The following is a 22,825-nucleotide window of genomic DNA, read 5'->3' as shown; positions in this document are numbered from 1 at the left end:
TTGTGTCTGCCCTTCTGAGCTCGATCACCCTCGGGGGTTCGCATGATGCAGGGATGGGCCGGTCGGGCCGTTTTGATTGACGCGGCCTGTGTCGGCCGGCTGAAGGAGGCGGAGGTGGGCAAGGCCCTGTGTGTCGGGTCTGCGGTAACCGCCGCCGGGGGAGCGGGTGTGACGGCGGCGGCGTTGCTGGGGGCCGGTATCGGTGTGCCGGCAGTGCACGCGGTAGCCACCCTCTCACTGCTTGCCCGTACCCGAACGGCGACGGGCAGGGTGCGTCCTCGCCTGATGCTGCTCGCTGCTTCGGTGGCAGCGGGCGGTGTTCACCACCTGGTGCTGGGGCAGTTCGCTTCGTCGCCAGGAGGCACTGGCGTTCCCTCTTCTGTCGTTGGCCTGCTGGCAGTTGGAGGGCTCACCGTCTGTCTTGGCCTGGGTGTCGCGGGACTGGTGGTGGCAGCCGCGGACAGCGGCACGACACTTATCTGGTTACGGCGGCTCCTGGACGGATGGATGATCGCAGGATCGCTGCTCACGCTGAGCTGGGTCCTGCTCGTGCATCGCGCCGATCAAGGCGGTGATGTCTCGGGGTCGCTGTTGGATCTCGGTCGTGTCGGGACGGACATCCTCGTCCTGGGACTCCTGGTCGCCTTGCGCTTCAGCCTGAGACGCGACGAGCGCACATCGACCACCGTGTCCGCCGTGGCCCTCGTCCTCGTGGCCGTCAGCGACATGCTGCGTATCCTCTTGCCCGCGCCGGGCACTTGGAGCGGGATGCCTCTCGCAGCGACCTGCTCGATGACCGGATTGTTCCTCGTCGCAGCCGCGCCGTGGCTGCCCGGCGGCGCCAGTGCGGTGGGAGTGGACCAGAGGGAGATGCCCGTCGTCGGGGTAGTGGCGGCCTTTGTGCCCGTGGTTGTCTGCGTACTGGCCATGGCGGCACACACTCTTGCCGGCGGTCACACCGATGTCGTGATGGTGATACTGGCAGGTTCAGTGCTACTTGGGCTCGGCACCCGACAGGGCGTCACCCACGCCGACCATCTGCGTATCACGCGCGAGGCCGCAGCACGCGAAGCCCACTACCGCACGCTGGTCGATGGTTCGAGCGACGTGATCACCATCGTCAGTCTGGACGGTCGTGTGCTCTACATCAGTCCGGCCGTCCTGCAGGTCTTCGGGTACCGGCCCGAGGATCTCGTGGGCGCCCGCCTGCCCCTGTACACCCACCCCGACGACCTGGACGAGCTGATGCAAGCCGTCGAGACGCTACGCGAGGAGGCCGAGGCAGGTACCTGTGGCCCCGGCCGCTACGTGTCCTGTCGGGTCCGGGCCGCTGACGGGCGATGGCGTCACATCGAGTCGACGATCAGCCACCACTCCGACGGGCTCATGTTCAACAGTCGCGACGTGACCGAGCGGGCCGCGCTGCAGGCAGAGCTTGAGCACCTGGCATTCCATGACGCGCTGACCGGCCTGCCCAACCGGGCGTTGTTCTCTGACAGAGTCACACACGCACTAAGGAAAAGGACCGCGAACACGACCCCGCCTGCGCTGCTTCTGTTGGACCTGGACGGCTTCAAGGCAGTCAACGACTCGGCCGGACACGCTGCAGGCGATGCAGTGCTCGTCCAGGCTGCCCGTCGGCTTCAGGCATCCGTACGGGCTGGAGACACGGTCGCCCGTCTGGGCGGCGACGAGTTCGCCGCACTGCTGGAGGGAGAGGCGGGAGCATGCCCGTTCCGGACCAGGGAGGTAGCTGAGCGGATCCTCTCCGCCCTGGCGAATCCGTACCGCATCGGCAGCACTGATGCGGTGGTCTCGGCTTCCATCGGAATCGCGGTAGCCACTCCCGGGATCACGCCCGACGAACTTCTGCACAATGCCGACCTGGCCATGTACGAAGCCAAAGCCACAGGAAAAGGCCGCATCAGCATCCACCGCCCGCAGCCGCGCTACATCCACTGCGAGACCTCCCTCCCCGCCGTCACCAGAATGTAGACGGATACGAGGACGCGCTCGGGACCGCCTGCGATCGGCCGATCGACGAGCTGTACATCCCGCCGATCCGAAGGATCTCAGCGGGTCAGGTACCGCGCGATGCGTTCTCCCCATGTCCGGATGTCGGCGCGTGTCCGGGACACGTGCAGGTGGGCCTGTGGCAGCAGATCGGCCAAAGCCACAGCGGTTGACAGTGGGTGGCCGGGGTCGTCGGCCCAGGCCAGGATCAAGGCGGGCGGGCGCAGCGCGGCGATTGCCTTGGGGGAGGGCAGGTCGGACAGGGCCAGGCCGCGCAGGATGGACGGCAGTACCTGCTCGGCGGGTGTGGGTGGGAATTCGGGAATGTCGGCCACGACTGCGGGGCGGGGCTGTTGTGCCTTGGCGGCGAGCCAGGCGTCCACTCCGTCTCGTTCGATGGTGTCAGCGGATTCCCGGTTGGCCCGTGCATGCGCATCCCGCGTCTGCCAGGCGGTGGGTGGAATGAGCAGGACCAGCCGGGAGAACCGGTCGGGCGCCTGGACAGCGGCGTGCAGCACGGTGCCGCATCCCATCGACGCGCCCATCGCGTTGACGGGCTCAGCGGCGCCCAGGTGGTCGAGCAGGGCCAGCAGATCGTCGGCAAGCGCGGCATAGGTGTAGTCGGTGTCGACAGGGTCACCGGTGGATCGCCCGTGGGCCCGGGCGTCGTAGCGGACCAGGCGCTGCCCCGCGTCCAGTACCGGCGCCCAGTCGAACATGCCCATTCGGTCCTCAACAGCCTGACTTACGTACCCGCCGTGCGCGTACACAGCGAGCGCTCCCTCACCGGCGTCGTCGTAGACCAGCCGAGCCCGTCGATGTGTGAAGCGGCCTTCCCTGACCGTATGCCTGCCCATTGGCCTCATAGCCGTGCGCCTCGCCTCGGCCGCGTCAGAGCAGGAGCGTTGTCGGGCGGGACCGATGCACGCGCAGCACCCGCCCGAATCACCTCTGGAGCGGCTCGTCGGGATGGATTGTTACGGATCGGGACAGTAGGCGATGTTCCCCCAACAACGCTGCCGGCCGCGCCAGGACCGGTCGGGTTTCACCTGCCGACATCCACGCGCTGTATGCGCTCTGCGGCCGGTGCCTGGCTGATGAGGCCGTTGGTCAGCTTCATCAGGCGTCGCCGGGCGGCTGTGTCATACGCCTGATCGTGTGCACGGGTGTCGGTGAACTGGTCGAAGTAGTGGCCTGTGGTGGTCGCGAGATCGGGGTCGATGAGCAGCCGTACGGTGGGCCGCACCCCCTCGTCGACGCTGGTGACCGGCGTCAGGCCGTACTCGCGCACCCCGTCGGTGTCCATCAGATGGGCCGGGTGAAGGGTGTTCACCGTGACGCCGGTGCCGTCCAGCTCGGCGGCCAGCTCGAACGTAGCCATGATCATCGCGAGTTTGCTGCGGCAGTAGGCGCGCAGGCCTTGGTAGTTCCGCTCCAGCATGACGTCGCGGAAGTCGATGGCCTCCTGGCCGATAGAAGCGACGTTGACCACGCGGGCGGGGGCCGATGCGGTGAGCAGCGGCAGCAGGTCGCGGGTCAGGGCATAGGGGGCAAGGTGGTTGACCGCGAAGCGCAGCTCGTGGCCCTGCCGGCTCAGCTCGCGCCGCAGCGGGTCGGCTCCGCCGCCTGCCACGGCGTTGTTGACCAGTCCGTCGAGACGGGGCTCGGCCGTACGGATCCGGGTGGCCATCGCGTGTACCTGGTCCAGGTCGGCCAGATCGGCGGGGTATGTGCGGATGGTGGTGTCGGGGGCGGTGGCCAGGATCTCGGCTGCGACAGTCTCCAGACGGGTGTGGTCGCGGCCGTGAAGCAGAAGACTGTGGCCTCGGGAGGCAAGGTCGAGTGCGATGGCGCGGCCCAGGCCCTGAGTGGCGCCGGTGATCAACGTGGTGCGCTGGTTCATGCGCTCACCCTGGCAGCATGGCGCTCCGGCAGGGGAGGGCGAACTGAGCCTGGTGTTGTCACCACCAGGGTACGAAGCCATCACACGCGACTCACCCCACAGTCCCTAGCCGGCAGGCGCGGCATGGTGGACCGTCCGCCGCGACGGATACCACTCCTTGCCCGCGGGGCGGCCCTCCAAGTTTCAGCTCCAGGAGAGCGTCGGCGTGATGCGCATATAGAGGCCAGGACCGCATCCCGACGCGCTCGACCGGGTCTTCGGCAAGGCCGTAGACCCGTACTCCTCGTGCGATGAACGGATCGAGGGACACCAGATCGTCGATGACGAGGGCCACGTCATGGTTGCCGGCCCGGACATTGCGGAACCTGCGGGTCCCGGCGACCGCCGAGCCGGTCCCTCCGACCCAGAAGTACGTGCCGTCGAACTCGAAGGCGAGCGGGACCACATCGGGCTGCCGGCCGTCGGGAGACAGCGTCGCGACACGGGCGAGCGGCTGCGACCGCATGTAGGCGATCTCTGCGTCGGTGAACGGCATGACATCCACATGCAAACCCTGTCCGGAGATTCCTCTTCCGCTGCGTTCCGTGACGCAAGATGTGCAATGCGTGACCAGGATGGCGTGAAGTCGACTTGAGGCGGCGGGGGAGTGGCAAAAGACTTCCCCTGTGCCAACGGCGGACCGGCGCTCCCTCTGGGCTCCGTGGCACATCAGTCAGGATCGCGACTTGAGGAGGCTGCCCAATGCCCGACGCCGGGCCTCTAGGCACCGCACACCCGATCACGCTGACCGACGGCACCGCTACTCGGACCCGGGAGGTGACACCCGATGACCTCGGACCGGTGCAGGCGCTGCACCGCCGTTGCTCGCGCGGCAGCCGAGCCCTGCGCTACCACGCAGGTAAGCCCCAGCTGTCTTGGGCCGGTTGGCGGCTGCTGTCCGACCCCGAGCGCGGTACCACCTTGGTGACCACCACCGCCGAGCGCCGGGACCACATCATCGCCATGACCAACGTCATGCGCACCGACCGGCCAGGGGTGGGCGAACTCGCCGTGCTGGTCGAGGACGAGTGGCAGTCCAAGGGACTGGGCACCGCCCTGGCGGCACACGCGGCCGATGTGGCTCGCCGCGCCGGCCACCACACCCTGACCGCCGCCGTCGCCGCGGTCAACACACCGATGCTTCACGTCCTGAAGAGACTGGTAATGCGGCCCATCCGCACCCCCGGGCCAGTCCTTGACGTCGACATACCGCTGTAGCGGAGCACTGCGGCTTGCGCGGGACCGTCAAAGCGAGTCAATGAGAACGGTGTAGCGACGAGGCCGCAGTGCCGACAACATCCCATTGCTGGGCAACTGGGCCGCCCCATACGGGAACCATGCCGGGCTGTCCCGTAACTGCCCCCAGAGTTAGGGGACTTCCGCGCCTGTGAGGCTCCACCGCTCCATCTCCACGACTCAGCCTCTCTGTGGCATTGTCTGTGGCACCGTGATAAATGTGGAGCCACGGACGGACCCTTCGTTCCGGGCGACGACGCATCGGTTTCCTCCGCACTGCGCACCGTCCTGGCGGGCGTCGCCAACTCGGTGCGCGTGGTGGGCCGGGCGAACACCGCCGGGGTGGTGAACGCGGGCGAGGACGCGCAGGTGGCGACGTCGCTGTACGGACTCCTCTCACGGCTCGGTGACCGTCGTGAACGGCAGCACCTCGTCTTCGGTGTCGGCGATGCCGGGCTGCTGCGGCTGCGCATCGAGGACGACCAGGCGGGCACGCCCTGCTGGACGCCTCTCCTGGTCCCGGACGCCTCCCTGGCAGCGGATCAGCACGTGCCCCGGCGACCTCCTGGTCCTCGCCTCCGGGCCGATGGCGCAACTACTGAGCCGCGAGGACGTGGCCGACTGGTACGCCCGGCGCTGGCACGGCCGTCAACCGTTCCTGACCTCCTTCCTCTCGGACGTCAACGCCAACATCCGCGACGGAGGGGCGAGCGCAGCCTCGTTTGTCTCTCTGTCGCCGGGCCGGGCACGGACCGCGTATCCGCAGCTCAAACCACTGATCACCGAGGGGCTGCATGTTCCCTGGAGGCCCGATGTCCATTTAGCACCGATATGATGAATGTTGTGATCATGTCCGGGTGGCGCCGACGCCGTCGTCCTCCGTACGGCGGCCGGTGGGACGCTGGTCGGCTGTCACCGCTGATCCTCACCGTTCTCATCACCGCCCTGGCGTTCTCCACGCCGAGGGAGATCGCGTTCAGCCGCCTCCTGCCCGCCGCACCCGCCCTCGCCGCCGCGATGTGGCCCGTGCTCGCCACGATCCTGCTGGGGACGTTCTGCCTGCTGGTCATGATCGGCCTCAGCTTCGCCTACACCGACCTGGGGACGCCCTACACGGCGGCTGCGATCGTCGCGGTCACCCTGGCGGCCGCATACGCAAGCCACGTCCGACTCCAGCGGGAGGAGACGCTCTTCCACGTCCGGCTCGTCGCCGACACGGCTCAGAAGGTGCTGCTGCGCCCCCTGCCGCGCCGCATCGCGGACGTCGAGGTCGAGTCCCTGTACTTGGCGGCCCAGCAGCAGGCACGGATCGGCGGGGACTTCTACGAGGTGGCCGACACCCCGTACGGGGTCCGGCTGCTCATCGGCGACGTGCGGGGCAAGGGCATGCCCGCGGTGGGGACGGCCGCGGCGGTCATCAGCTGCTTCAGGGAGGTCGCGTACGACGAGCCCGACCTGAGGGGCATCGTTCATCGCATGGAGACCAGCATCACCCGCCACAGCGCCGCGTTCCCCGCCCAGGACCTGCCGGAGCGCTTTGCCACCGCCCTGCTCGCCGAGATCCCGCTCGGCAGCGGCCACGTGAGACTTCTCAATTGCGGGCACCCCCCGCCGCTGCTCGTGCACGGCGGGGAGATCCGCGTCCTGGAGCCCACCGCCCCCTCACCGCCCCTCAACCTCGCGACGCTCATCGGAGACCGCTACTGGGTCGACACCGTGGCCTTCGCCCCGGGCGACCAGCTGCTGCTCTACACCGACGGCGTAACGGAGACGCGGGACCGCAACGGTGAGTTCTTCCCCCTGCCGGACTGGATGCGGCGGCAGAGCCCGGCGCCGCCCCGCGAACTGCTCGACCGGCTTCACCGGGACCTGCTCGACTACAGCGGCCGAGGGCTCGACGACGACATCGCGGCCCTCGCCGTGAGGCATGCCCGGCCAGAGCAGTAGGCGAGGGGCAGAGCCGGCATGCCGCAGCGCGCCGACGCTGGTGGCGTCAGACAGCCGGGAACTTCGCGGGCCCCCCGAGCGTGCCGGCCACCGCACCCCAGATGGCATTCTGAGCCGTCTCCAGGCTGACCCGGGAGTCGGCCAGCATCAGGCGGATTCCGAACCCGTCGCACAGGGCGAGCAGGAGCGTGGTGGTCGCATCGACGTCGCAGGGTACGAATTCTCCCGAGTCGATGCCCCGCTGAAGCGCCCGCCCTCACCGCCTCCGGCAGCTCCGGGCGGGCGTCCGCGGCGCTCACGGGTAGCTGTGAAAGCCGCGGTCGGACTTACGCCCGAGCATGCCCGCGTCGACCATGCGGGCGAGCAGCGGCGGAGGTGCGTACAGCGGCTCGCGGAACTCCTCGTACATCGACTCCGCGATCGCCTGGGTGGTGTCCAGCCCTATCAGGTCGATGAGGGCGAGCGGACCGAGCGGGTGGGCGCAGCCCAGGACCATGCCGCGGTCGATGTCCTCCACGGACGCCGTGCCGGACTCGACCATCCGGACCGCGGCCAGCAGGTAGGGCACGAGCAGGGCGTTCACGATGAATCCGGCCCGGTCCCGGGCGCGCACCACCTGCTTGCCCAGAACTCCGGAGGCGAACTCCTCTGCCCGCCGCTCCGTGGTCTCGTCGGCCAGCAGCGACGGCACCAGTTCGACCAGGGGCAGGACCGGCACGGGGTTGAAGAAGTGCAGACCGATGACCTGCTCGGGTCGGCCGGTGGCCGCGGCGAGGCGGATGACGGGGATCGAGGAGGTGTTGGTCGCCAGGATCGCGTCCCGACGCTTCACCGTCGCATCGAGGCGTGCGAAGACGTCCAGCTTGGCTGCTTCGTTCTCGGCGACGGCCTCCACGACCAGGTCCCGGTCCGCCAGCCGATTCATGTCCGTGGCCGTCTCGATACGGCCCAGCGCGGCGTCCCGGTCCTCGGGGGACAGCTTCCCGGCGGCGGTGGCGCGTGCGAGGGATCGGCCGATGCGTCGGAGCCCGGCTTCCGCGGCGGCGCGGCTCGTCTCGAGGACCACCACGTCCCGTCCTGCCCGGGCGCATACCTCGGCGATGCCCGATCCCATCAGGCCGCAGCCCACGACCCCGATGCGCTCGATGTCGTCCATGGGTCCTCCTGTGACAGCGTGTGAGGGAGAGAGGGGCCCCGCCGTGGCGGAACGGCCGCGGCGGGGCCCGGCGGACTCAGGCGGGGGACGGCATCTGCAGAACGCCCGAGCCCCGCTTGACCAGTTCACCCGCGATGATCAGGCGCTGGATTTCGGAGGTGCCTTCCCAGATGCGGTCGACGCGCAGTTCTCGGTAGAGGCGGTCGACGGCGTAGGAGCGGTCGTAGCCGCGGCCGCCGAAGATCTGCACGCACCGGTCGATGACCCGGCCCGCCGCCTCGCTCGCGGACAGTTTGGCGATGGCCGCCTTCGCGTGGAGTGTCCTGCGGTCGCAGGCACCCACCCGCCTGCTCGTTGACGCCCGTATCCATGACGCCATTCGTGGACGCCTTCGCCGCCTGCGCGGCAGACCTGACCCCGGGCATCGACTTCGGTCCCCTCAACAACGCCTCCCAGCTCGCCGCCGTGAAGGGCCTGCTGGAACGCCTGCCCGGCCACGCAAAGATCGCGACGGGCGGCAACGAGGCACGGGGCCCCGGCTTCTACCATGAGGCCACCGTCGTCACCGGCGTCTGCCAGAGCGACGAGATCGTCCAGGAGGAAATCTTCGGCCCGGTGGTCACCGTCCAGCCCTTCGCCGACGAGTCCGAAGCCCTTCGTCTCGCCAACGACGTGCGGTACGGTCCGGCAGCCGGCGTCTGGACCACGCATCACGAGCGGGCCATGCGGGCGATGAGGGCTCTTCGTACCGGCATCGTCTGGGTCAACACGCACGGCACCACCGTGTCCGAGATGCCGCACGGCGGTGTCAGGCATTCGGGCTACGGCAGCGGCCTGTCCCTGGCGGGCCTGTTGGACTACACGCAGGCCAAGCACGTGATGCTGTAACCCTGCCCGTCGCCTGCGACCGCCCGCGTCAGATGGCCATCGCTTCCTGGATCCAGCGTTTGACACGGTAGGGAAGCCACCAGGCGAACTCGCCGACGGTGAGGACCAGATGTTCCTCGGTGAAATCGGCCAGGACGTCCTGAGGAACGGACGCCGCCTCAGCGCCGTAGTCCAGCAGTGCGATCGCCTGGTGGTAGTGAGCTTCGTCGGACGTGAAGCGGCGCAGGTCGCCCCAGCGGCGGTCGCGAATCTGAATGAAGCCGGGTCCCTGTCGCCACAGGCACTTGCACAGGTAGTGGGTGTGCCGCCAGGTGAGCAACTGCTCGTCCCCCTGCAGGGGTCCGGCAACGTGCTGGGGCGGCTGGAGGTGGCTCAGGAGTTTCCACGTCTCGTCGTCGTCGGGTTCGAGGCGCAGCTGCCATTCGACGAGTACGGCGCGGGCGGTGAGGTCCCGTACAAGGCTGAGGGACCGCACAGTGTGCTGCGCCGCCGCCCGCGTGCCGGTCGCGGCGCGGGTGAGGTCGATGGGGTGGGGCATGACGACGCGCCGTGCGCCGAGGTTCCACAGGTGCTCGCTCTCCTGGGCGATGGGCCGGGAGAGTTCGTGGTCACCGAGTGACATGCCCAAAAGGGCGCAGACGGCCGGATCGTAGTCGCGCCAGGCGGTGACGGTCAGAGGGGATTCGCCGCGGATGCCAGGCGCGTGGAGCGCGGTGTTCATGAAGCCTCCTGGGGGCACATCGGGGGTCAGACCGTCAGGGGCGGCTGGGCACTCTGCAGCGCCGTTGCGGACATGTCGCCGCCGGACGTGCTCTCGGGCGTGGTGAATGCCTCGGCCGTGTGCAGATGACGCATGAAGTCCAGGCGCAGCAGGTCCTCGTTGACGGCGGCGGGGGCGATGTGCACGTACTGGCCTCCGTCGGTGAAGAGCACCCCCAGGGCGGTCCAGCGGTCCAGGATGTGCTGTACCTCGTCCTGGCCATGTGCGTCCCCGGCAGTACGTGCCGCTGCCTTGCGGGTGAGGGCAGCCGGTGCGTGCGGCTGGTCCAGGAGACGGAACAGCGCGACTTCGAGGGGGTCGGTCAGTTCGATCGCGCGCCAGTCGAACGCCCGGCGCCGACTGACCAGCACGATGCGGTCGCCGAGGTCCGCGTGGGTGAGGCGGGCGTCCACGTGGTGCTTCTTCCAGCCGGCGAGCGCGTCGTTGAGTGCGGTGACGGTGGGTTCGCCGATGCCGCGGGCGGGAGCCTCGAAGACGTAGGCCATGTCGTACAGCTCCCGCTCGGGCAGGTCGTAGGTGAAGCGGTAGTGTGCCTCCGGCCTGAGGCCCGTGAAGCCGAGTTCGGGGCGGTTGAAGTACGGGCTGAACCGTTCGATGGCGATACGGGCGGACATGTCGACGGGCGGATCGAGGTGTTCCAGGGCCGGGATCTGTTCGATGATCGGTGCGTAGTCCTCGGCGCTCTCACCGGGGAATCCGTGGAGGTAGTTCCATGACACCGACAGGCCCGTCTCGGCTCCGTCGCGGAGCATGCGGACGTTCTGGCAGCCGCTGACGCCCTTGTCCATCAGGTCCAGCACCCGGTTGTTGAGGCTCTCGATGCCCGGCTGGACGTAGATCAGTCCGGCGTCGGAGAGGGTGCGCAGTTGGGACCGGCGCATGTTGGCCTTGATCTCGATGTGCAGGCGCAGGTCGTAGCCGCTCTCGATGATGCGTGGCAGCACGGTGTTGAGATAGCCCATGTCGAGGATGTTGTCCACGACGTACATGTCCAGGACGCGGTGCCGCCTGGCAAGGTCCATGATCTCTTCGTAGAACACCTCGGGGCTCTTGCTGCGGAACTGCATGAAGGAGCCGTTCAGTCCGCAGAAGGTGCAGTGGTGCTTCTCACCCCACCAGCAGCCGCGGGCGCCTTCGACGACGAGCTTCGGTTCGACCCAGTTGCGGGCGACGGAGGAGGCAAGGCACTCGAAGTAGCCGCTGTAGTCGGGTGGAAGGATGTGGGCGGGCGGCAGCGGAGCGGTGGCCATGGCGTTGGCGACGCTCGTGCCGTCGGCCTTGCGGTGGCACAGGCCCGGGATCGCGGACAGGTCGGTCTGCCCTTCGGAGAGACTGGTCACGAGTTGAGGGAAGGCCGTTTCTCCTTCGCCCCGGATGACGTGGTCCACAAAGAGGAAGTTGCGGTGGACGGCGGCTCCTTGTTCCGCGTCGCAGTTGGCGCCGCCCATGACGGTCACGATGTGCGGTGCGAGTCGTTTGACGTGCCTGGCGGCTGCCAGTGCGGCGGTGTTCTGCTGGAAGGTGGAGGTGAATCCGACGACGTCCGGGGCGTGATCGACGATGCGCTGTGCGATTTCCTCCACGAACTGCGGTACCTGCCGGTGCAGTTTCTTGGTCATCCGCATCCGGGACTTGCGCAGTCGGTTGCTCATCACCTGTGTGAACTCGTCCTCCTTCCACTCCGGGTCGTCGTAGAGGGCGGAGGAGAAGACCCAGTCGCCGCATCCCATGAAGTAGGAGGAAAGCGCGTAGTACTCGTAGTCGTCGGCGGTGAATTCGGTGCGCTTGGTGATCCAGTCGGTGAATTCCAGGTTGGCGTGCAGCACTTCGGCCCGGGCGCCTATGACGCGTTCGTCGATGCTGCGTTTGAGGATGCCGAGGGCGAGTGAGGGCAGGTCGATGGGGGACCACGGCATATTGACCAGCAGTACTCGCACGTCGGCTCCTTGAGGGTATGAGCGGAAGCTGCGTCGCAGGCAGGTGCCCGGGTTGATGGGTGGGGCACCGGCCGGCCCGGCAGGTACGCCGGACCGGCCGGTATCCGGATCAGTCCTCTTCGGAGTCTTCGGCGTTGCGGAACGGGATCGTGATGGTGATCCCGACGCTCGGCTTGCGGTTCTCCTCGTCACCCGCCAGCGGGTCGTTGTTGATGATGTCCTTCTGCACGGTGTGCCTCCTCTCCGTGGTGCCTGGCTTGGTGCCTGTCCCGGCGTTCTCGCGGACGGCGGTGCGGCCGGGATCCCCCTCCGGTCGGAGCGGGACGTCTAGGGGTTCGCTGTGGTCCGAGTGCGGCTCTCGGGAGTCTTGCGGCTCGTTGTGCGACGGGCTCCGCGCAGCTCGTGGTCGAGGAAGGTGATGGCGCGGCGCAGAACCGCGACATGGTCCTGGCCGTCGTAGCCGTCGTGGCCGGTGTCGAGCCACATCTCCTCGTGCCGTACGCCTGCGTCGTTGAGCGCGGTGAGGTAGTCGCGGACTTGCCCCGGTGGGCATTTGTCGTCGCGTTCGGCGGCGACGACCAGCAGCGGGGCGCGTACGAGTCCCGCGTAGTGGATGGGGGAGCTGCGGGCGTAGGCGTCGGGCACCTCGTCGGGTGTGCCGCCGAACAGGCGCTCGTCGAGGGCGCGGAGCGCCGGTGTGGTGGTGCGGTAGGCGGCGGCGCAATCGGCGACGGGTTTGACCGCGACGGCGGCCTGCCAGAGTTCGGGGTCGACGCCGAGTGCGAGCAGCGTCAGGTAGCCGCCCCAGGAAGTGCCCCACAGGGCGATGGCGTCGTCGCGTACGAGCGCGCGGCGGATCAGATCGGCGCGGACGGCGGCCAGGTCCTGTACCTGGGTGAGTCCGACGCCGGCCGTGTAGGCGCGCCGCCATCGTGGCCCGTAGCCGGTGGAGCCACGGTAGTTGACGCGAACGACCGCGAACCCGGAGCCCACCAGGGAGTGCACGACGCCGTCGTAGGCGTCGCGGTCGTGATCGGCGGGGCCGCCGTGCACAAGGAAGACGGCCGGCGCTGGTGAGATGCCCTCGGGAAGGCTGAGGAGGGTGTGCACGGGCCCGTCGATGCCCGATGTCCACAGCTCACTGTGCTCGCCCGGAACGTGGCCGTCCACCGTTCCGAGCCGGGGCAGCGGCAGGCCCGCGGTCGACTGCATACGCGGCGGCTGCGCGGTGGAGGTCCACAGATAGTGCACATCGTTGCCGGGCCGCGCGGCGGCGGCCAGCAAGGTGCCGGCAGGGGTCGGGACCGGGGTGACCGTGCGGGTGTCGAGGTCTGCGTGGTGCAGGTGGCTGCGGCCGTGGCGGTCCTGGCGGATGAGCACGCAGGCGCGATCGGGGTACCAGGAGGCGGTGATCTCCGTGGCGAAGGTGCACCAGTCGAAGATGCGCAGACCGGTGCCGGGCTGCCATCCGGCAAGCACGTAGCGGTCGTGGCGCTGCTGGACGAGCAGAAGTTGCTCGCGCTGCGCCATGGGGGAGAAACCGAGCGCCCACAGTTGGCTGCCGCCGGGGCCGCCGGGCAGAACCGCCTGGACGGTGCCGCTCGGCGAGATGACGGTCACCGCGCGGGCGGCGCCTGCCGGCCCGCTGATCGCCAGGTACTGCCCGTTGGGTGAGATGCCCGCGAGGGCTGCGTGACCGTCGACCTGGGCCACCGGCCGGGCCTGTGCGCCGCGCGGTCCGATGTGGATGGTGGTGCCCGTCTCCGTGCCCGTGCCCGTGCCCACAGCCATGGCGACGGTGGCGTCTTCGGCGACTCCCAGGCCGCGAGCGACGCCGGGCGGGACGCCTCTGAGGCCTGGCAGGTCGGGCCCGCCGTCGAAGGGCTGGAACATCCAGCGTCCGAGCCCGTTTGCGTCCTCGTCGAACCACCACACGTGTCCGTCGCGGTCGATGGCGGTGTGCAGTGTGCCGCGCGGGCGGTCGGTGACCTGGCGGGCCCGGCCGGTGGCTGCGTTCCAGGTGAACACCTCGCACCGGCCGTCGGCGTCGGCGGTGAATGCCATACGGGTGGGATCGGTTGCGCACACCTCGGGCAGCTCGCTGCGGTAGGTCTGGTAGCGCGAGCCGGGTCGCCCAGCGTTGTCCGGGGCGGGGGGCTGCGGCGTGCCTGCTGTGAGGGGTTCGGTCACCGGTCAGCCTCCGGTCTTCAGACGTCCGGCGCGCACGGAGGTGAACAGCGCCAGGAGTGCGAGGGCGGCGGCGCAGACCACCGCGGAGGGGGCAGGGCCGTCATGAGTGACGAGCGCCCCGGCGAGCACCGGGCTTACTGCCGCGGCGCCGATGGCGGCCGTGGCGAGTACCGCTCCGGTTCTCGCCTGGAGATGGGAGGGGGTGTCGGCGATGGCGGCGGCCTGGATGACCACGGTGGCCGGCGCGAGGATCAGGCAGAAGGTGCCGAAGCAGAGCCCGTACGCCCAGGGCCCTTCGGCGAATGCCAGTCCTCCTGACGGCAGCACCATCAGCCAGGTGACCCCGACGAGCGTTCGCGCGCCGCCGAGCCGTCGCACCAGTGCCGGTGCCATGACGGAGCCGACGAGTCCGGCTGCTCCGGACAGCGCCAGCACCACTCCCATGGCCGCGCCTCCCCCGCCGGCCTGGAGGGTGAAGACGGCGGTGAAGTACAGGGCGGACAGCGCGGCGTTGACGGTCGTCGTCCAGGCCATGACCAGCCGCAGCCGAGGGGCGCTCCGCAGCAGGGCGAATCCGGCGAACGCCTCCCGCGCGAAGGCGGGAAGCGCTCGCAAGGCGCTGCCGCTGCAGGGGTCTGGAGTTTCGGTGCTCATCGCCTCGGCCGTAGCGGGCGGGGGCGTGGTGGGGCTTGTTGCTCGCAGGTCGGAGCGCATGAACCGCACGCACAGGGCGGTCACCACGTAGGAGGCGGCGTCGGCCGCGAAAGGGATGGTGCGGGAGATCTGGTAGAGCATTCCGCCGAGGGCGGGGCCGGCCACCAGCGCGGCACGGTCGCCCGCTTCGAGGCCCGCCACCACCCGCGGGAGGTCCTGCGGCGCGGAGACCAGCGCGATGGTGCCGCGGGCCGCGGCCTCGAAGCATGCGGTGGCGATGCGTTCCGCCAAGAAGGCCCCGAGGAGCAGACCGAGTGGTGGCTGCCCGCTGACGACGGACGCGGCCACCGCAGCCATGGCCGTGGCCGCGAGGGCTGCGGAGGTGACCATCACGGGCTTGCGTAAGCCCCGGTCGGCCGCAACCGCCACGACTGGGCCGCACACCAGGGCCACGAGCAGGCCCGCACCGGCGAGGAGGCCGACTGTCGCAGGTGTGTAGCCGAGTCCTAGAAGCAGCAAGGGGAAGGCGACGGTCGACATGTGCGTGCCGAGCGCGTCGGCCGCGTTCGCGGACCACAGCAGCCGGACGTCCCGCGTCGCAGAATGCAGCTTGCATTCCGCCGATGGTGCCGTCGGCGGTTTGCGTAAGCCTGCGCCGTCCGGGTCGCCGGACACCGAGGCTTGCTCCATGCCTGCCCCCTTCGAGCCGCCGCACAAGAGACCCGTTCAGGAGAGATGCCTAAGCGGCACTCAAATGTGCGGGAAATGTGCGGGAATTGAAATCGAACGGAGCCTAGTCACGCCGAAACGCGACCCACAAGGGTCCTGAAGAGGCTGGAACCAGTGGCGAAATGGCCGACAGCCGTCCCTGTACAGGGACGGCTGACAGGTTCGGCGCTTACCCGGGCGGGGCCGGGAGTCGCTGGTCGCGACGCGAGTTCGGCTGCCCCTGAACTGCGGCTTCCGCCATTCCACTTCGCACCGGCATATGCCCGCGCCCATGCTGATCTTGAACGCATCCTCATCCCGGTGTGTCCTGCCCGCATTCCGGACCGAACTCCAGAAGAGTGCGTGTCCACGGAAATGATCGTTGCGTTTGTCTCCGCAAACTCCTACGGCCAGCGGTCGTTGGCCGATGGGGGAGGGGCTGCTGTTGCTCCTGAGAATTACGGGGCCCGAACGGGAGAACCTCAGAGGTCTGGCGGGCGGTTGCCAGTATTGGCTCGGATTGAACGCAGGGCTGCAGACCACACAGGGCACAAGACTGCGCCCGAGTCACCCTGGGCTCCTCCGCCACAGTAACGCCCCGCACGACCCTGCTCCGCAGCCGGGTCGACGCCCATGCGTCGCCGCGGACGCGCGGGCTCGGCTCGCTCCGGACTGGGCGCTTGGGCGCTACTTCACAGCACCGCCACCAGGATGATCAGCACGACGACCGCGACGAGGACCGCCACGGCCTTGACCGAGGGCTTCAACCCGTCCGGACCTTGCGGCACGGCGCCCGCCGGGGCTCCAGTGCCTCCGGGGACCGTCGAAGGCGGGTTGAACACAAATTCGCTGCGACTTTCGGTGCGCCGCGCGACGGTTGGTCACAGATTCCGGAACGCCGGAACCCGGCGATCGTGCCGCAGCTGGTGTCCGCCACGAAAACCGCTTGCGCTCGCGTGGTGTGTGGACAGAATCAGCGGGTGCAGATCCTGTCGTTCCCCGAAGAGGCCACTCCATCCGAGTTGCGCGTCCAGGTGCGGGAGATCCAGGAGCAGGCGTGGCCGTCCGCGCGTGTCTCGGTGACCCCTGCCGATGCGTCCACCCACGATCCTCTGCTGCGGCCGTTGTCGATGCTGCTGGTGGAGGAGGGCTCGGTGCTGGCCGCGCTGGACATCCTGTTCAAGGAGATCGTCCACGCCGGTCGGCGCTACGCCGCCGGTGGGCTGAGCACGGTGGTGACGAGCCGGGAAGCTCGTGGTCGCGGGTATGGCCGGCGCCTGGTGGCAGTGGCCCGGGAGACGATGGCCACCCAGGGACTGGACCTGGGGGTGTTCACCTGCGACCGCCCGCTTCTGGCGTTCTACGAGAGCGCCGGCTGGCACCTTCTACCGGGGGCCGTACTCATCGGGGGAACACCGCAGGCTCCCTTCCCCAGCGATCTGCCCGGCTTCGACAAGGTCACCATGGCCGCCTTCTTCTCGGCCAAGGCCAGGCAGGCCCAAACATCGTTCTACCACAGCCGCATCGAGCTCTATCCAGGAGAGACGGACAAGCTCTGGTGACGCCCGGCTGGGCCGGCAGCGGCAGGGGCCGGGGTGGGCGTCGTCGAGCAGCACCGGCTCCCTGTTGGGATCGGTCGTCGCCGGCGGCACCCGGCAACCCGGTGGCTGTGGGCCCCAGTGTGTCGATCACCATCGGCGGACGGGGACGGTATGGCGCCCCATGGATGAACTTCTGTCCGGCAGCCCGCAGCCCGCAGCCCGCAGCCCGCAGCCCGGAATTCGGGGTTCGGCATCGGCGTGGCTGAAAGGCCGCTCCCGGTAACCTTGACCGGAGGCGGACACGATGCCCCAGCCCAGCCCCGGTCTCACCCCTGAAGATCTGGTCAGTACCGCCCGTGCCCTCGGCGTGGTGGATGAGCGCCTGTTGCAGGTTATGCGCGTCACCCCGCGCTCGGCATTCGTCCCCGCCTCCCACCACGCGCTGGCGTACGCGGACGTTCCGATTCCCATCAGCCACGGTCAGGTGACCACTCAGCCCTCCCTCGTGGCCATGATGATCGCTGCCCTCGGCCTCGCCGGGAGCGAGCGCATCCTGGAAATCGGTACCGGATACGGCTTCCAAACCGCGCTGCTGGCCCGGCTCGCCACGTACGTCGTGAGCGTCGAGCTGTGGCCGGACATGGCGGAGAAGGCCCGGGGCAACCTCGCCGACGAGGGTGTCCAGAACGTCGAAATCGTCGTCGGCGACGGCACCCTCGGCATGGCCGGCCACGCCCCCTACGACGCCGTCATCGTCTGCGCCGCCTTCCCCAAGGTGCCGCCGCCGCTTGTCGAACAGCTGCGGATCGGGGGCCGTCTGGTCCAGCCGATCGGCCCGGGCGGTCAGGAGGAGGTCGAGCTGTACGAGCGGACGGCCCACGGCCTCGTGCGCCGACGGGTCGTGACAGCGGCCCACTTCGTCCGTCTATATGGGCGCTACGGATATCCGCCGACGTCCCGTTTCGGGGATGCTGAGTGACATGGTGACGGTCCTCGGCGTCGATGCGTGCCCGGCCGGGTGGGTTGCGGTCGAACTCCGGGACGGTCGATTCGAGGGGGCACGTCTGGGCGCCGATCTTCGCTCGCTGCTGCGCGAGGCGGGCGAGCCCGGGACCGGCGCCGGCAGCGGCATCGAGGTCGTGGGCGTCGACATCCCGCTGGGACTGCTCGACGTGGGGTGGCGGCTCGCGGACACGGAGGCGGCGGCCCTGTTGGGCAAACTGCGAGGCAGCGTCTTTCGGGTGCCGCCGCACGCGGTGTGGCAGGAGGAGCAGTACGAGGGCGCGAACCGTCGGTGCCGGGAACTCACCGGTGCCGGCCTGAGCCGCCAGACCTGGGGGCTGGCCGCCAAACTCCGCGAGGCGAACGGCTTTTTGGCGGACGCCGGTGGCGACCGCCTCTTCGAAGTGCACCCCGAGGTGTCGTTCTGGGCGCTGGCGGGGAGTACACCGCTCCCGCACCGCAAGAAGAGCTGGGCGGGGCAGATGGCTCGGCGCTCGCTCCTCAAGGCCGCCGGCATCGTCCTCCCCGACGACCTGGGGGACGCGGGACGTGTGCCGCCGGACGACGTGCTGGACGCGGCCGCCGCGGCATGGAGCGCACACCGGATCGCCCAGCGCCGCGCGCACAGCCTCCCGGACCCGCCCCAACACGACTGCAGGGGGCGGCCGATCGCGATCTGGTACTGACACCGGCGGAAGACGTGGTACTGGACGACGGCACTGAGTGGGCGGAGTCGAGAACCTCGACGTTCGAGGCGGCATCGCCGGCCGGCTCCTGGTCCGCAGGGTCAGTACGAGTTGTGGCGACGCAGCCGCAGGGGCCGGCCGTCCGGGTCGACCACAAGCCGGTACAAGGGCAGGGAGAGCGCCTTCACCGTCCGGGAGAGGCGCGGCGGGTGGTAGGTGCGAAGGCGCCCGGGTGGCCTTGGACCGCGCTGCCCGCGGTCGCACCAGGAGTCCAGCGCGGCTGCGGTTTCCGCGAAGGCGTCGAAGGCGCTCCCGGGGTCGCAGAGAACGTCGGGCGTGTGCGCAGCGTCTGTTTCTCCCCGGTCCAGGTGCTCGCGGGACAGTTCCAGCCGCAGGTTCCTGGCGAAGGTGCGCGCGCCGTCCCCGAGACCTCCGGGGTCACGCGGCTCCCAGGGGTCTCGTGTCCCGTCCAGGACGGCGCAGTTGAGTTCGGAGTCGTGGGTCCAGGAGCGGAGGTTGATGTTGTCGGATCCGACCGAGGTCCACACATCGTCGATCACACACACCTTGGCGTGCACGTACACCGGAGTCCCGGCGTGGTTCTCCAGCCCGTATACGGCGACGCGCGGGCCACCCGCGCGTCGAAGTCTCTCCAGGGCCGATATCCGGCCGATCAGGTTCATCGGCAGTGTGAGACGGCCGTCCTGTTCGGGGAAGGAGGGGACGACCGCGATCAGGCGCAGACCGGAGTTGTCCGCCAGGGCCCGGGCGAAGCACTGCACCACGTGTGGGGACCACAGGTACTGGTCCTCCACGTAGATCAGTGCCCGGGCGCGCCTCAGTGCCTTGAGGTAGCTGCGCGCGATACTGCGCTCACCGTCCGGGGCGTAGGCGTAGCCGCGCAGCAGGCGGTTGGGGTACGTGCGCAGCACTTGGACGGTGTGCGTGCCGCAGGGTTCGGGGTCAGGCAACTGGGGCGGCAGCGCATCCGCGTCCGTGTCCTCGCGGTGTATGAGCTCGCGCAGGCGGGTGAGCGGGCTGCGGCTGAGCGGGGCAGGGTCCTCCCAGCGTTCGCGGAAGCCGGCCTCGAGGTCACCGACCGCCGGCCCACGTATCGCGAGCTGGACGTCGTGCCACGGCGGGTGCGGTCCGTACGCCGCGGCCATGGGCTGCGACTGGCTGTCACCGCGATGAGCGGCGTCGTCGTTGCGGTTGTGGCACAGGTCGATGCCGCCGACGAACGCGATGTCGAGTCCTGGGCGGCCGGGGTGTCTGAGCACGACCAGCTTCTGGTGGTGTGAGCCGCCGGGGCGTACTCGCATGTCCAGCAGGCACTCGCCGCCCGCCGCCTCGATCTCTTCGCCGAGATGACGGTTCTCGGTCTCGCTGAAATCGAAGCGGTCCAGGTGGGAGCGCCAGACCAGCCCTTTGACGATCACACCGCGCCCGGCAGCCTCCCCCAGCACGGCGCCGATCTCGCTGCCCTCGCCCTCCAGCCGTTCGCCGGGATCGCCGCGCCAGTCGGTGAACAGCAGAAGGTCACCGGCCCGCTGCGAGCGGATCGCGGAGAGAAGTGCCCTGAAGTACGTCGCGCCGTGGACCAGCGGCCGGACATGGTTGCCCTCCGACCACGCAGCCCGGTCCCGTCGGCGGTCGTCCAGGCGGGTCGCGGCGTTACCGCGTTCGCCGGATGTCAGCAGCCAGTCGGTGAGTTCCACAGCAAGGGGCCTTTGGCGTTCGGTCTCCCCTGCGGCTACCCGATTCCGGCCCGCTCATCCGGAGCTCATCGCGCCGCGGCCGGTCAAGGCCGCCTACGGGCCGCCCCGAACAGCCCCGACCGCAACCCGTCCGGCAACAGATCGCGACCGACCGGGTCGGCCGATGAGCGGCCGACCCGGACATCGGACTCAGACGAGGTCGAACCGATCGAGGGTCATGACCTTGTCCCACGCGGCCACGAAGTCACGCACGAACTTCTCTTTCGCGTCCTCGCACGCGTAGACCTCCGAGACGGCTCGGAGCTGGGAGTGGGAACCGAAGACGAGGTCGACGGGGGTGGCGGTCCACTTGACCTCTCCCGTGGCGCGATCCCGACCTTCGAATACATTCTCAACCGAGGCAGATGCCTTCCACTCCGTGCCCATGTCGAGCAGGTTGACGAAGAAGTCATTGGTCAATGTCTCGGGCCGATTGGTGAAGACGCCGTGTTGTGATTGCCCGAAGTTGGCGTTGAGGGCCCGCATGCCGCCGATCAGAACGGTCATCTCGGGAGCGGTGAGCGTCAACAGGTTGGCCCGGTCCAGCAGCAGAGTCTCCGCCGCCGCCTTCTCTCCCGCTCGGAGGTAGTTGCGGAATCCATCTGCGCTCGGTTCCAGTACGGCGAACGACTCGACGTCGGTTTGCTCCTGCGAGGCGTCCGTGCGCCCCGGCACGAACGGGACTGTGATCTCGTGCCCGGCGTTTCTCGCCGCCTGCTCGACGGCCGCGCACCCGCCCAGGACGATCAAGTCAGCGAGAGAGACCTTCGTTCCATCGGACTGTGAGAGGTTGAAGTCCTGCCGGATCTGCTCAAGAGTCTCCAGCACCTTGGTCAGTTCGGGCGTGTCATTGACCTCCCAGCCCCTTTGCGGCGCGAGTCGGATCCGTGCCCCGTTGGCCCCGCCACGCTTGTCGGTGCCGCGGAAGCTTGCCGCCGACGCCCAAGCGGTGGCGACCAGCTGGGGGATGGAGAGCCCCGATGCGAGGATCCTGCCCTTGAGGGCAGCGATGTCCTCGTCCGCGACCAGCTCGTGATCGGCCTTGGGGACCGGGTCCTGCCACAGCTGCGGCTCGGGAACCCAGGGGCCGAGGTAGCGCGAGATCGGTCCCATGTCGCGGTGCAGCAGCTTGAACCACGCCTTCGCGAACGCTTCCGCGAGCTCGTCCGGATTCTCGTGGAAGCGCTTCGCGATCGGCCCGTAGACGGGATCCAGCTTCAGCGAGAGGTCTGTCGTCAGCATCATGGGGGCGTGCCTCTTCGACGGATCATGAGCATCCGGCACGGTGCCCTGGGCCGCGGGATCCTTGGGTGTCCACTGCTTCGCACCGGCGGGGCTCGTCGTCAGCTCCCATTCGTACGTGAACAGGTTGTCCAGGTATCCGCTGTCCCACTTCGTCGGCTCGTTGGTCCATGCGCCCTCCAGCCCGCTGGTGAGCGTGTGGGCGCCCGTGCCGCTGCCGAAGGTGTTCCTCCAGCCGAGGCCCTGCTCCTCCAGGGGGGAAGCCTCGGGTTCCGGACCGATGTACCGGGAATCGACCGCACCATGGCACTTGCCGAACGTGTGGCCGCCCACGATGAGCGCGACGGTCTCCTCGTCATTCATCGCCATACGGCCGAAAGTCTCGCGAATGTCCCGCGCGGCAGCCAACGGATCCGGGTTGCCGTTGGGCCCCTCCGGATTCACGTAGATCAGGCCCATCTGCACGGCGCCGAAAGGACCCCCGAGTTCCCTGTCGCCGCTGTAGCGCTCATCTCCGAGCCAGGTGTCCTCAGGCCCCCAGAAGATTTCCTCGGGCTCCCAGATGTCTTCTCGCCCGAAGCCGAACCCGAACGTCTTGAACCCCATCGATTCCATGGCACAGTTGCCGGCGAAGATCAGAAGGTCGGCCCAGGAGATTTTCCGGCCGTACTTCTGCTTGACCGGCCAGAGCAACCGGCGAGCCTTGTCGAGGCTCGCGTTGTCCGGCCAGCTGTTGAGGGGGGCAAAGCGCTGAGCGCCGGAGCCGCCGCCGCCCCGACCATCGGCGATGCGGTACGTTCCTGCGGCATGCCAACTCATCCGGATCAGGAGCGGCCCGTAGTGGCCGTAGTCGGCAGGCCACCAATCCTGCGATGTCGTCATCACCTCGAAGATGTCCCGCTTCAGCGCGTCGGGGTCGAGAGTCTTGAACTCTTCCGCGTAGTCGAAGTCCCCGCCCATCGGATTGGACCGGGGCGAGTGCTGGTGGAGAACCTGTAGGTCCAGCTGGTTCGGCCACCAGTCCCGGTTTGTCCTGGGCCGAGTCGGCGTGGGGGTGGGGGAGGGGATTACTGGGTTCTCGCTTTCGCTGCCGGACACGACGGGTCCTTCTTCCTGTCTCGGTGTTTCCTTGTGCTGGCTGCCAC

20 protein-coding genes and 1 pseudogene are annotated in these 22,825 nt (G+C 68.9%); 8 read left to right on the top strand and 13 right to left on the bottom strand.

Translation table 11 applies throughout. The annotated features are described in order from the left end of the window. The first annotated feature begins 114 nt into the window (after positions 1–114). Positions 115–1,995, top strand: coding sequence for a diguanylate cyclase domain-containing protein (locus FBY35_RS02310; protein WP_160159201.1), 1,881 nt, complete (start codon positions 115–117; stop codon positions 1,993–1,995). 77 nt (positions 1,996–2,072) lie between these two features. Here FBY35_RS02310 and FBY35_RS02305 read toward each other — a convergent pair whose 3' ends face one another. The 3 genes from FBY35_RS02305 to FBY35_RS02295 form a co-directional block, all read right to left on the bottom strand. Continuing rightward, positions 2,073–2,870, bottom strand: a complete 798-nt coding sequence (locus tag FBY35_RS02305; RefSeq protein ID WP_142212165.1) for an alpha/beta fold hydrolase — start codon at positions 2,868–2,870, stop codon at positions 2,073–2,075. Between the two features lie 188 nt (positions 2,871–3,058). Continuing rightward, positions 3,059–3,916, bottom strand: coding sequence for an SDR family NAD(P)-dependent oxidoreductase (locus FBY35_RS02300; RefSeq protein WP_142212164.1), 858 nt, complete (start codon positions 3,914–3,916; stop codon positions 3,059–3,061). Between the two features lie 91 nt (positions 3,917–4,007). Next, positions 4,008–4,451, bottom strand: a complete 444-nt coding sequence (locus tag FBY35_RS02295) for a PPOX class F420-dependent oxidoreductase (protein WP_260848655.1) — start codon at positions 4,449–4,451, stop codon at positions 4,008–4,010. A 206-nt stretch (positions 4,452–4,657) separates the two neighbouring features. On the opposite strand from FBY35_RS02295, the gene FBY35_RS02290 reads away from it, so the two are divergent. Further along, the gene (locus FBY35_RS02290) at positions 4,658–5,173 is read left to right on the top strand and encodes a GNAT family N-acetyltransferase (RefSeq protein WP_142212163.1); all 516 of its coding nucleotides are present in this window, start codon (positions 4,658–4,660) and stop codon (positions 5,171–5,173) included. Between the two features lie 414 nt (positions 5,174–5,587). Here FBY35_RS02290 and FBY35_RS36000 read toward each other — a convergent pair whose 3' ends face one another. Next, positions 5,588–5,740, bottom strand: coding sequence for a hypothetical protein (locus FBY35_RS36000; RefSeq protein WP_160159200.1), 153 nt, complete (start codon positions 5,738–5,740; stop codon positions 5,588–5,590). 37 nt (positions 5,741–5,777) lie between these two features. On the opposite strand from FBY35_RS36000, the gene FBY35_RS02285 reads away from it, so the two are divergent. Continuing rightward, a complete protein-coding gene (locus tag FBY35_RS02285) occupies positions 5,778–6,026 on the top strand; it encodes a hypothetical protein (RefSeq protein ID WP_142212162.1) in 249 nt (82 codons plus the stop codon). 8 nt (positions 6,027–6,034) lie between these two features. Continuing rightward, complete coding sequence (locus FBY35_RS02280; RefSeq protein WP_260848478.1) at positions 6,035–7,138, top strand: PP2C family protein-serine/threonine phosphatase; 1,104 nt, start codon at positions 6,035–6,037, stop codon at positions 7,136–7,138. 46 nt (positions 7,139–7,184) lie between these two features. Here FBY35_RS02280 and FBY35_RS02275 read toward each other — a convergent pair. From FBY35_RS02275 to FBY35_RS02265, 3 genes and pseudogenes are all read right to left on the bottom strand, one after another. Further along, positions 7,185–7,376 (bottom strand): annotated as a pseudogene (locus FBY35_RS02275) (TetR/AcrR family transcriptional regulator); the annotation flags it as partial. Positions 7,377–7,433: 57 nt separating this feature from the next. Next, entirely contained in the window at positions 7,434–8,294 is an 861-nt protein-coding gene (locus FBY35_RS02270; protein ID WP_142212160.1) for a 3-hydroxybutyryl-CoA dehydrogenase, read from the bottom strand. Between the two features lie 76 nt (positions 8,295–8,370). After that, complete coding sequence (locus tag FBY35_RS02265) at positions 8,371–8,673, bottom strand: acyl-CoA dehydrogenase family protein (RefSeq protein WP_260848477.1); 303 nt, start codon at positions 8,671–8,673, stop codon at positions 8,371–8,373. Between FBY35_RS02265 and FBY35_RS02260 the strand changes: the two genes are divergently transcribed. Then, positions 8,664–9,182, top strand: coding sequence for an aldehyde dehydrogenase family protein (locus FBY35_RS02260; protein WP_260848476.1), 519 nt, complete (start codon positions 8,664–8,666; stop codon positions 9,180–9,182). The genes FBY35_RS02265 and FBY35_RS02260 overlap by 10 nt on opposite strands. A gap of 28 nt (positions 9,183–9,210) precedes the next feature. On the opposite strand, the gene FBY35_RS02255 is transcribed toward FBY35_RS02260, so the two are convergent. The 4 genes from FBY35_RS02255 to FBY35_RS02240 form a co-directional block, all read right to left on the bottom strand. Beyond that, entirely contained in the window at positions 9,211–9,903 is a 693-nt protein-coding gene (locus FBY35_RS02255) for a DUF5825 family protein (RefSeq protein WP_142212159.1), read from the bottom strand. Positions 9,904–9,929: 26 nt separating this feature from the next. Next, positions 9,930–11,900: a RiPP maturation radical SAM C-methyltransferase gene (locus tag FBY35_RS02250; RefSeq protein WP_142212158.1), complete on the bottom strand. Its 1,971-nt coding sequence runs from the start codon at positions 11,898–11,900 to the stop codon at positions 9,930–9,932. Between the two features lie 327 nt (positions 11,901–12,227). Continuing rightward, positions 12,228–14,090, bottom strand: a complete 1,863-nt coding sequence (locus FBY35_RS02245) for an alpha/beta fold hydrolase (RefSeq protein WP_313904637.1) — start codon at positions 14,088–14,090, stop codon at positions 12,228–12,230. Positions 14,091–14,093: 3 nt separating this feature from the next. Beyond that, a complete protein-coding gene (locus FBY35_RS02240) occupies positions 14,094–15,434 on the bottom strand; it encodes an MFS transporter (RefSeq protein WP_142212157.1) in 1,341 nt (446 codons plus the stop codon). Between the two features lie 998 nt (positions 15,435–16,432). Between FBY35_RS02240 and FBY35_RS02235 the strand changes: the two genes are divergently transcribed. The 3 genes from FBY35_RS02235 to FBY35_RS02225 all read left to right on the top strand — a co-directional run bounded on the left by FBY35_RS02235 (position 16,433) and on the right by FBY35_RS02225 (position 18,681). Then, the gene (locus tag FBY35_RS02235; protein WP_142212156.1) at positions 16,433–17,014 is read left to right on the top strand and encodes a GNAT family N-acetyltransferase; all 582 of its coding nucleotides are present in this window, start codon (positions 16,433–16,435) and stop codon (positions 17,012–17,014) included. Positions 17,015–17,297: 283 nt separating this feature from the next. Continuing rightward, positions 17,298–17,972 carry a protein-L-isoaspartate(D-aspartate) O-methyltransferase gene (locus FBY35_RS02230; RefSeq protein ID WP_142212155.1) on the top strand — a complete coding sequence of 225 codons (675 nt, stop codon included), beginning with the start codon at positions 17,298–17,300 and terminating at the stop codon, positions 17,970–17,972. Continuing rightward, positions 17,962–18,681 carry a DUF429 domain-containing protein gene (locus FBY35_RS02225; protein WP_260848475.1) on the top strand — a complete coding sequence of 240 codons (720 nt, stop codon included), beginning with the start codon at positions 17,962–17,964 and terminating at the stop codon, positions 18,679–18,681. Before FBY35_RS02230 ends, FBY35_RS02225 begins: the two co-directional genes overlap by 11 nt. 101 nt (positions 18,682–18,782) lie before the next feature. Here FBY35_RS02225 and FBY35_RS02220 read toward each other — a convergent pair whose 3' ends face one another. Then, positions 18,783–20,399, bottom strand: coding sequence for a phospholipase D family protein (locus tag FBY35_RS02220; RefSeq protein ID WP_142212154.1), 1,617 nt, complete (start codon positions 20,397–20,399; stop codon positions 18,783–18,785). A 189-nt stretch (positions 20,400–20,588) separates the two neighbouring features. After that, complete coding sequence (gene katG / locus FBY35_RS02215; protein ID WP_142212153.1) at positions 20,589–22,778, bottom strand: catalase/peroxidase HPI; 2,190 nt, start codon at positions 22,776–22,778, stop codon at positions 20,589–20,591. Between the last annotated feature and the right edge of the window lie 47 nt (positions 22,779–22,825).

Origin of the sequence: Streptomyces sp. SLBN-118 (assembly GCF_006715635.1) — a bacterium.
In the GTDB taxonomy this organism is placed as follows: Bacteria; Actinomycetota; Actinomycetes; order Streptomycetales; family Streptomycetaceae; genus Streptomyces.
The sequence above is the reverse complement of the archived record's forward strand: the minus strand, read 5'-3'. Positions and strand labels throughout refer to the sequence as shown.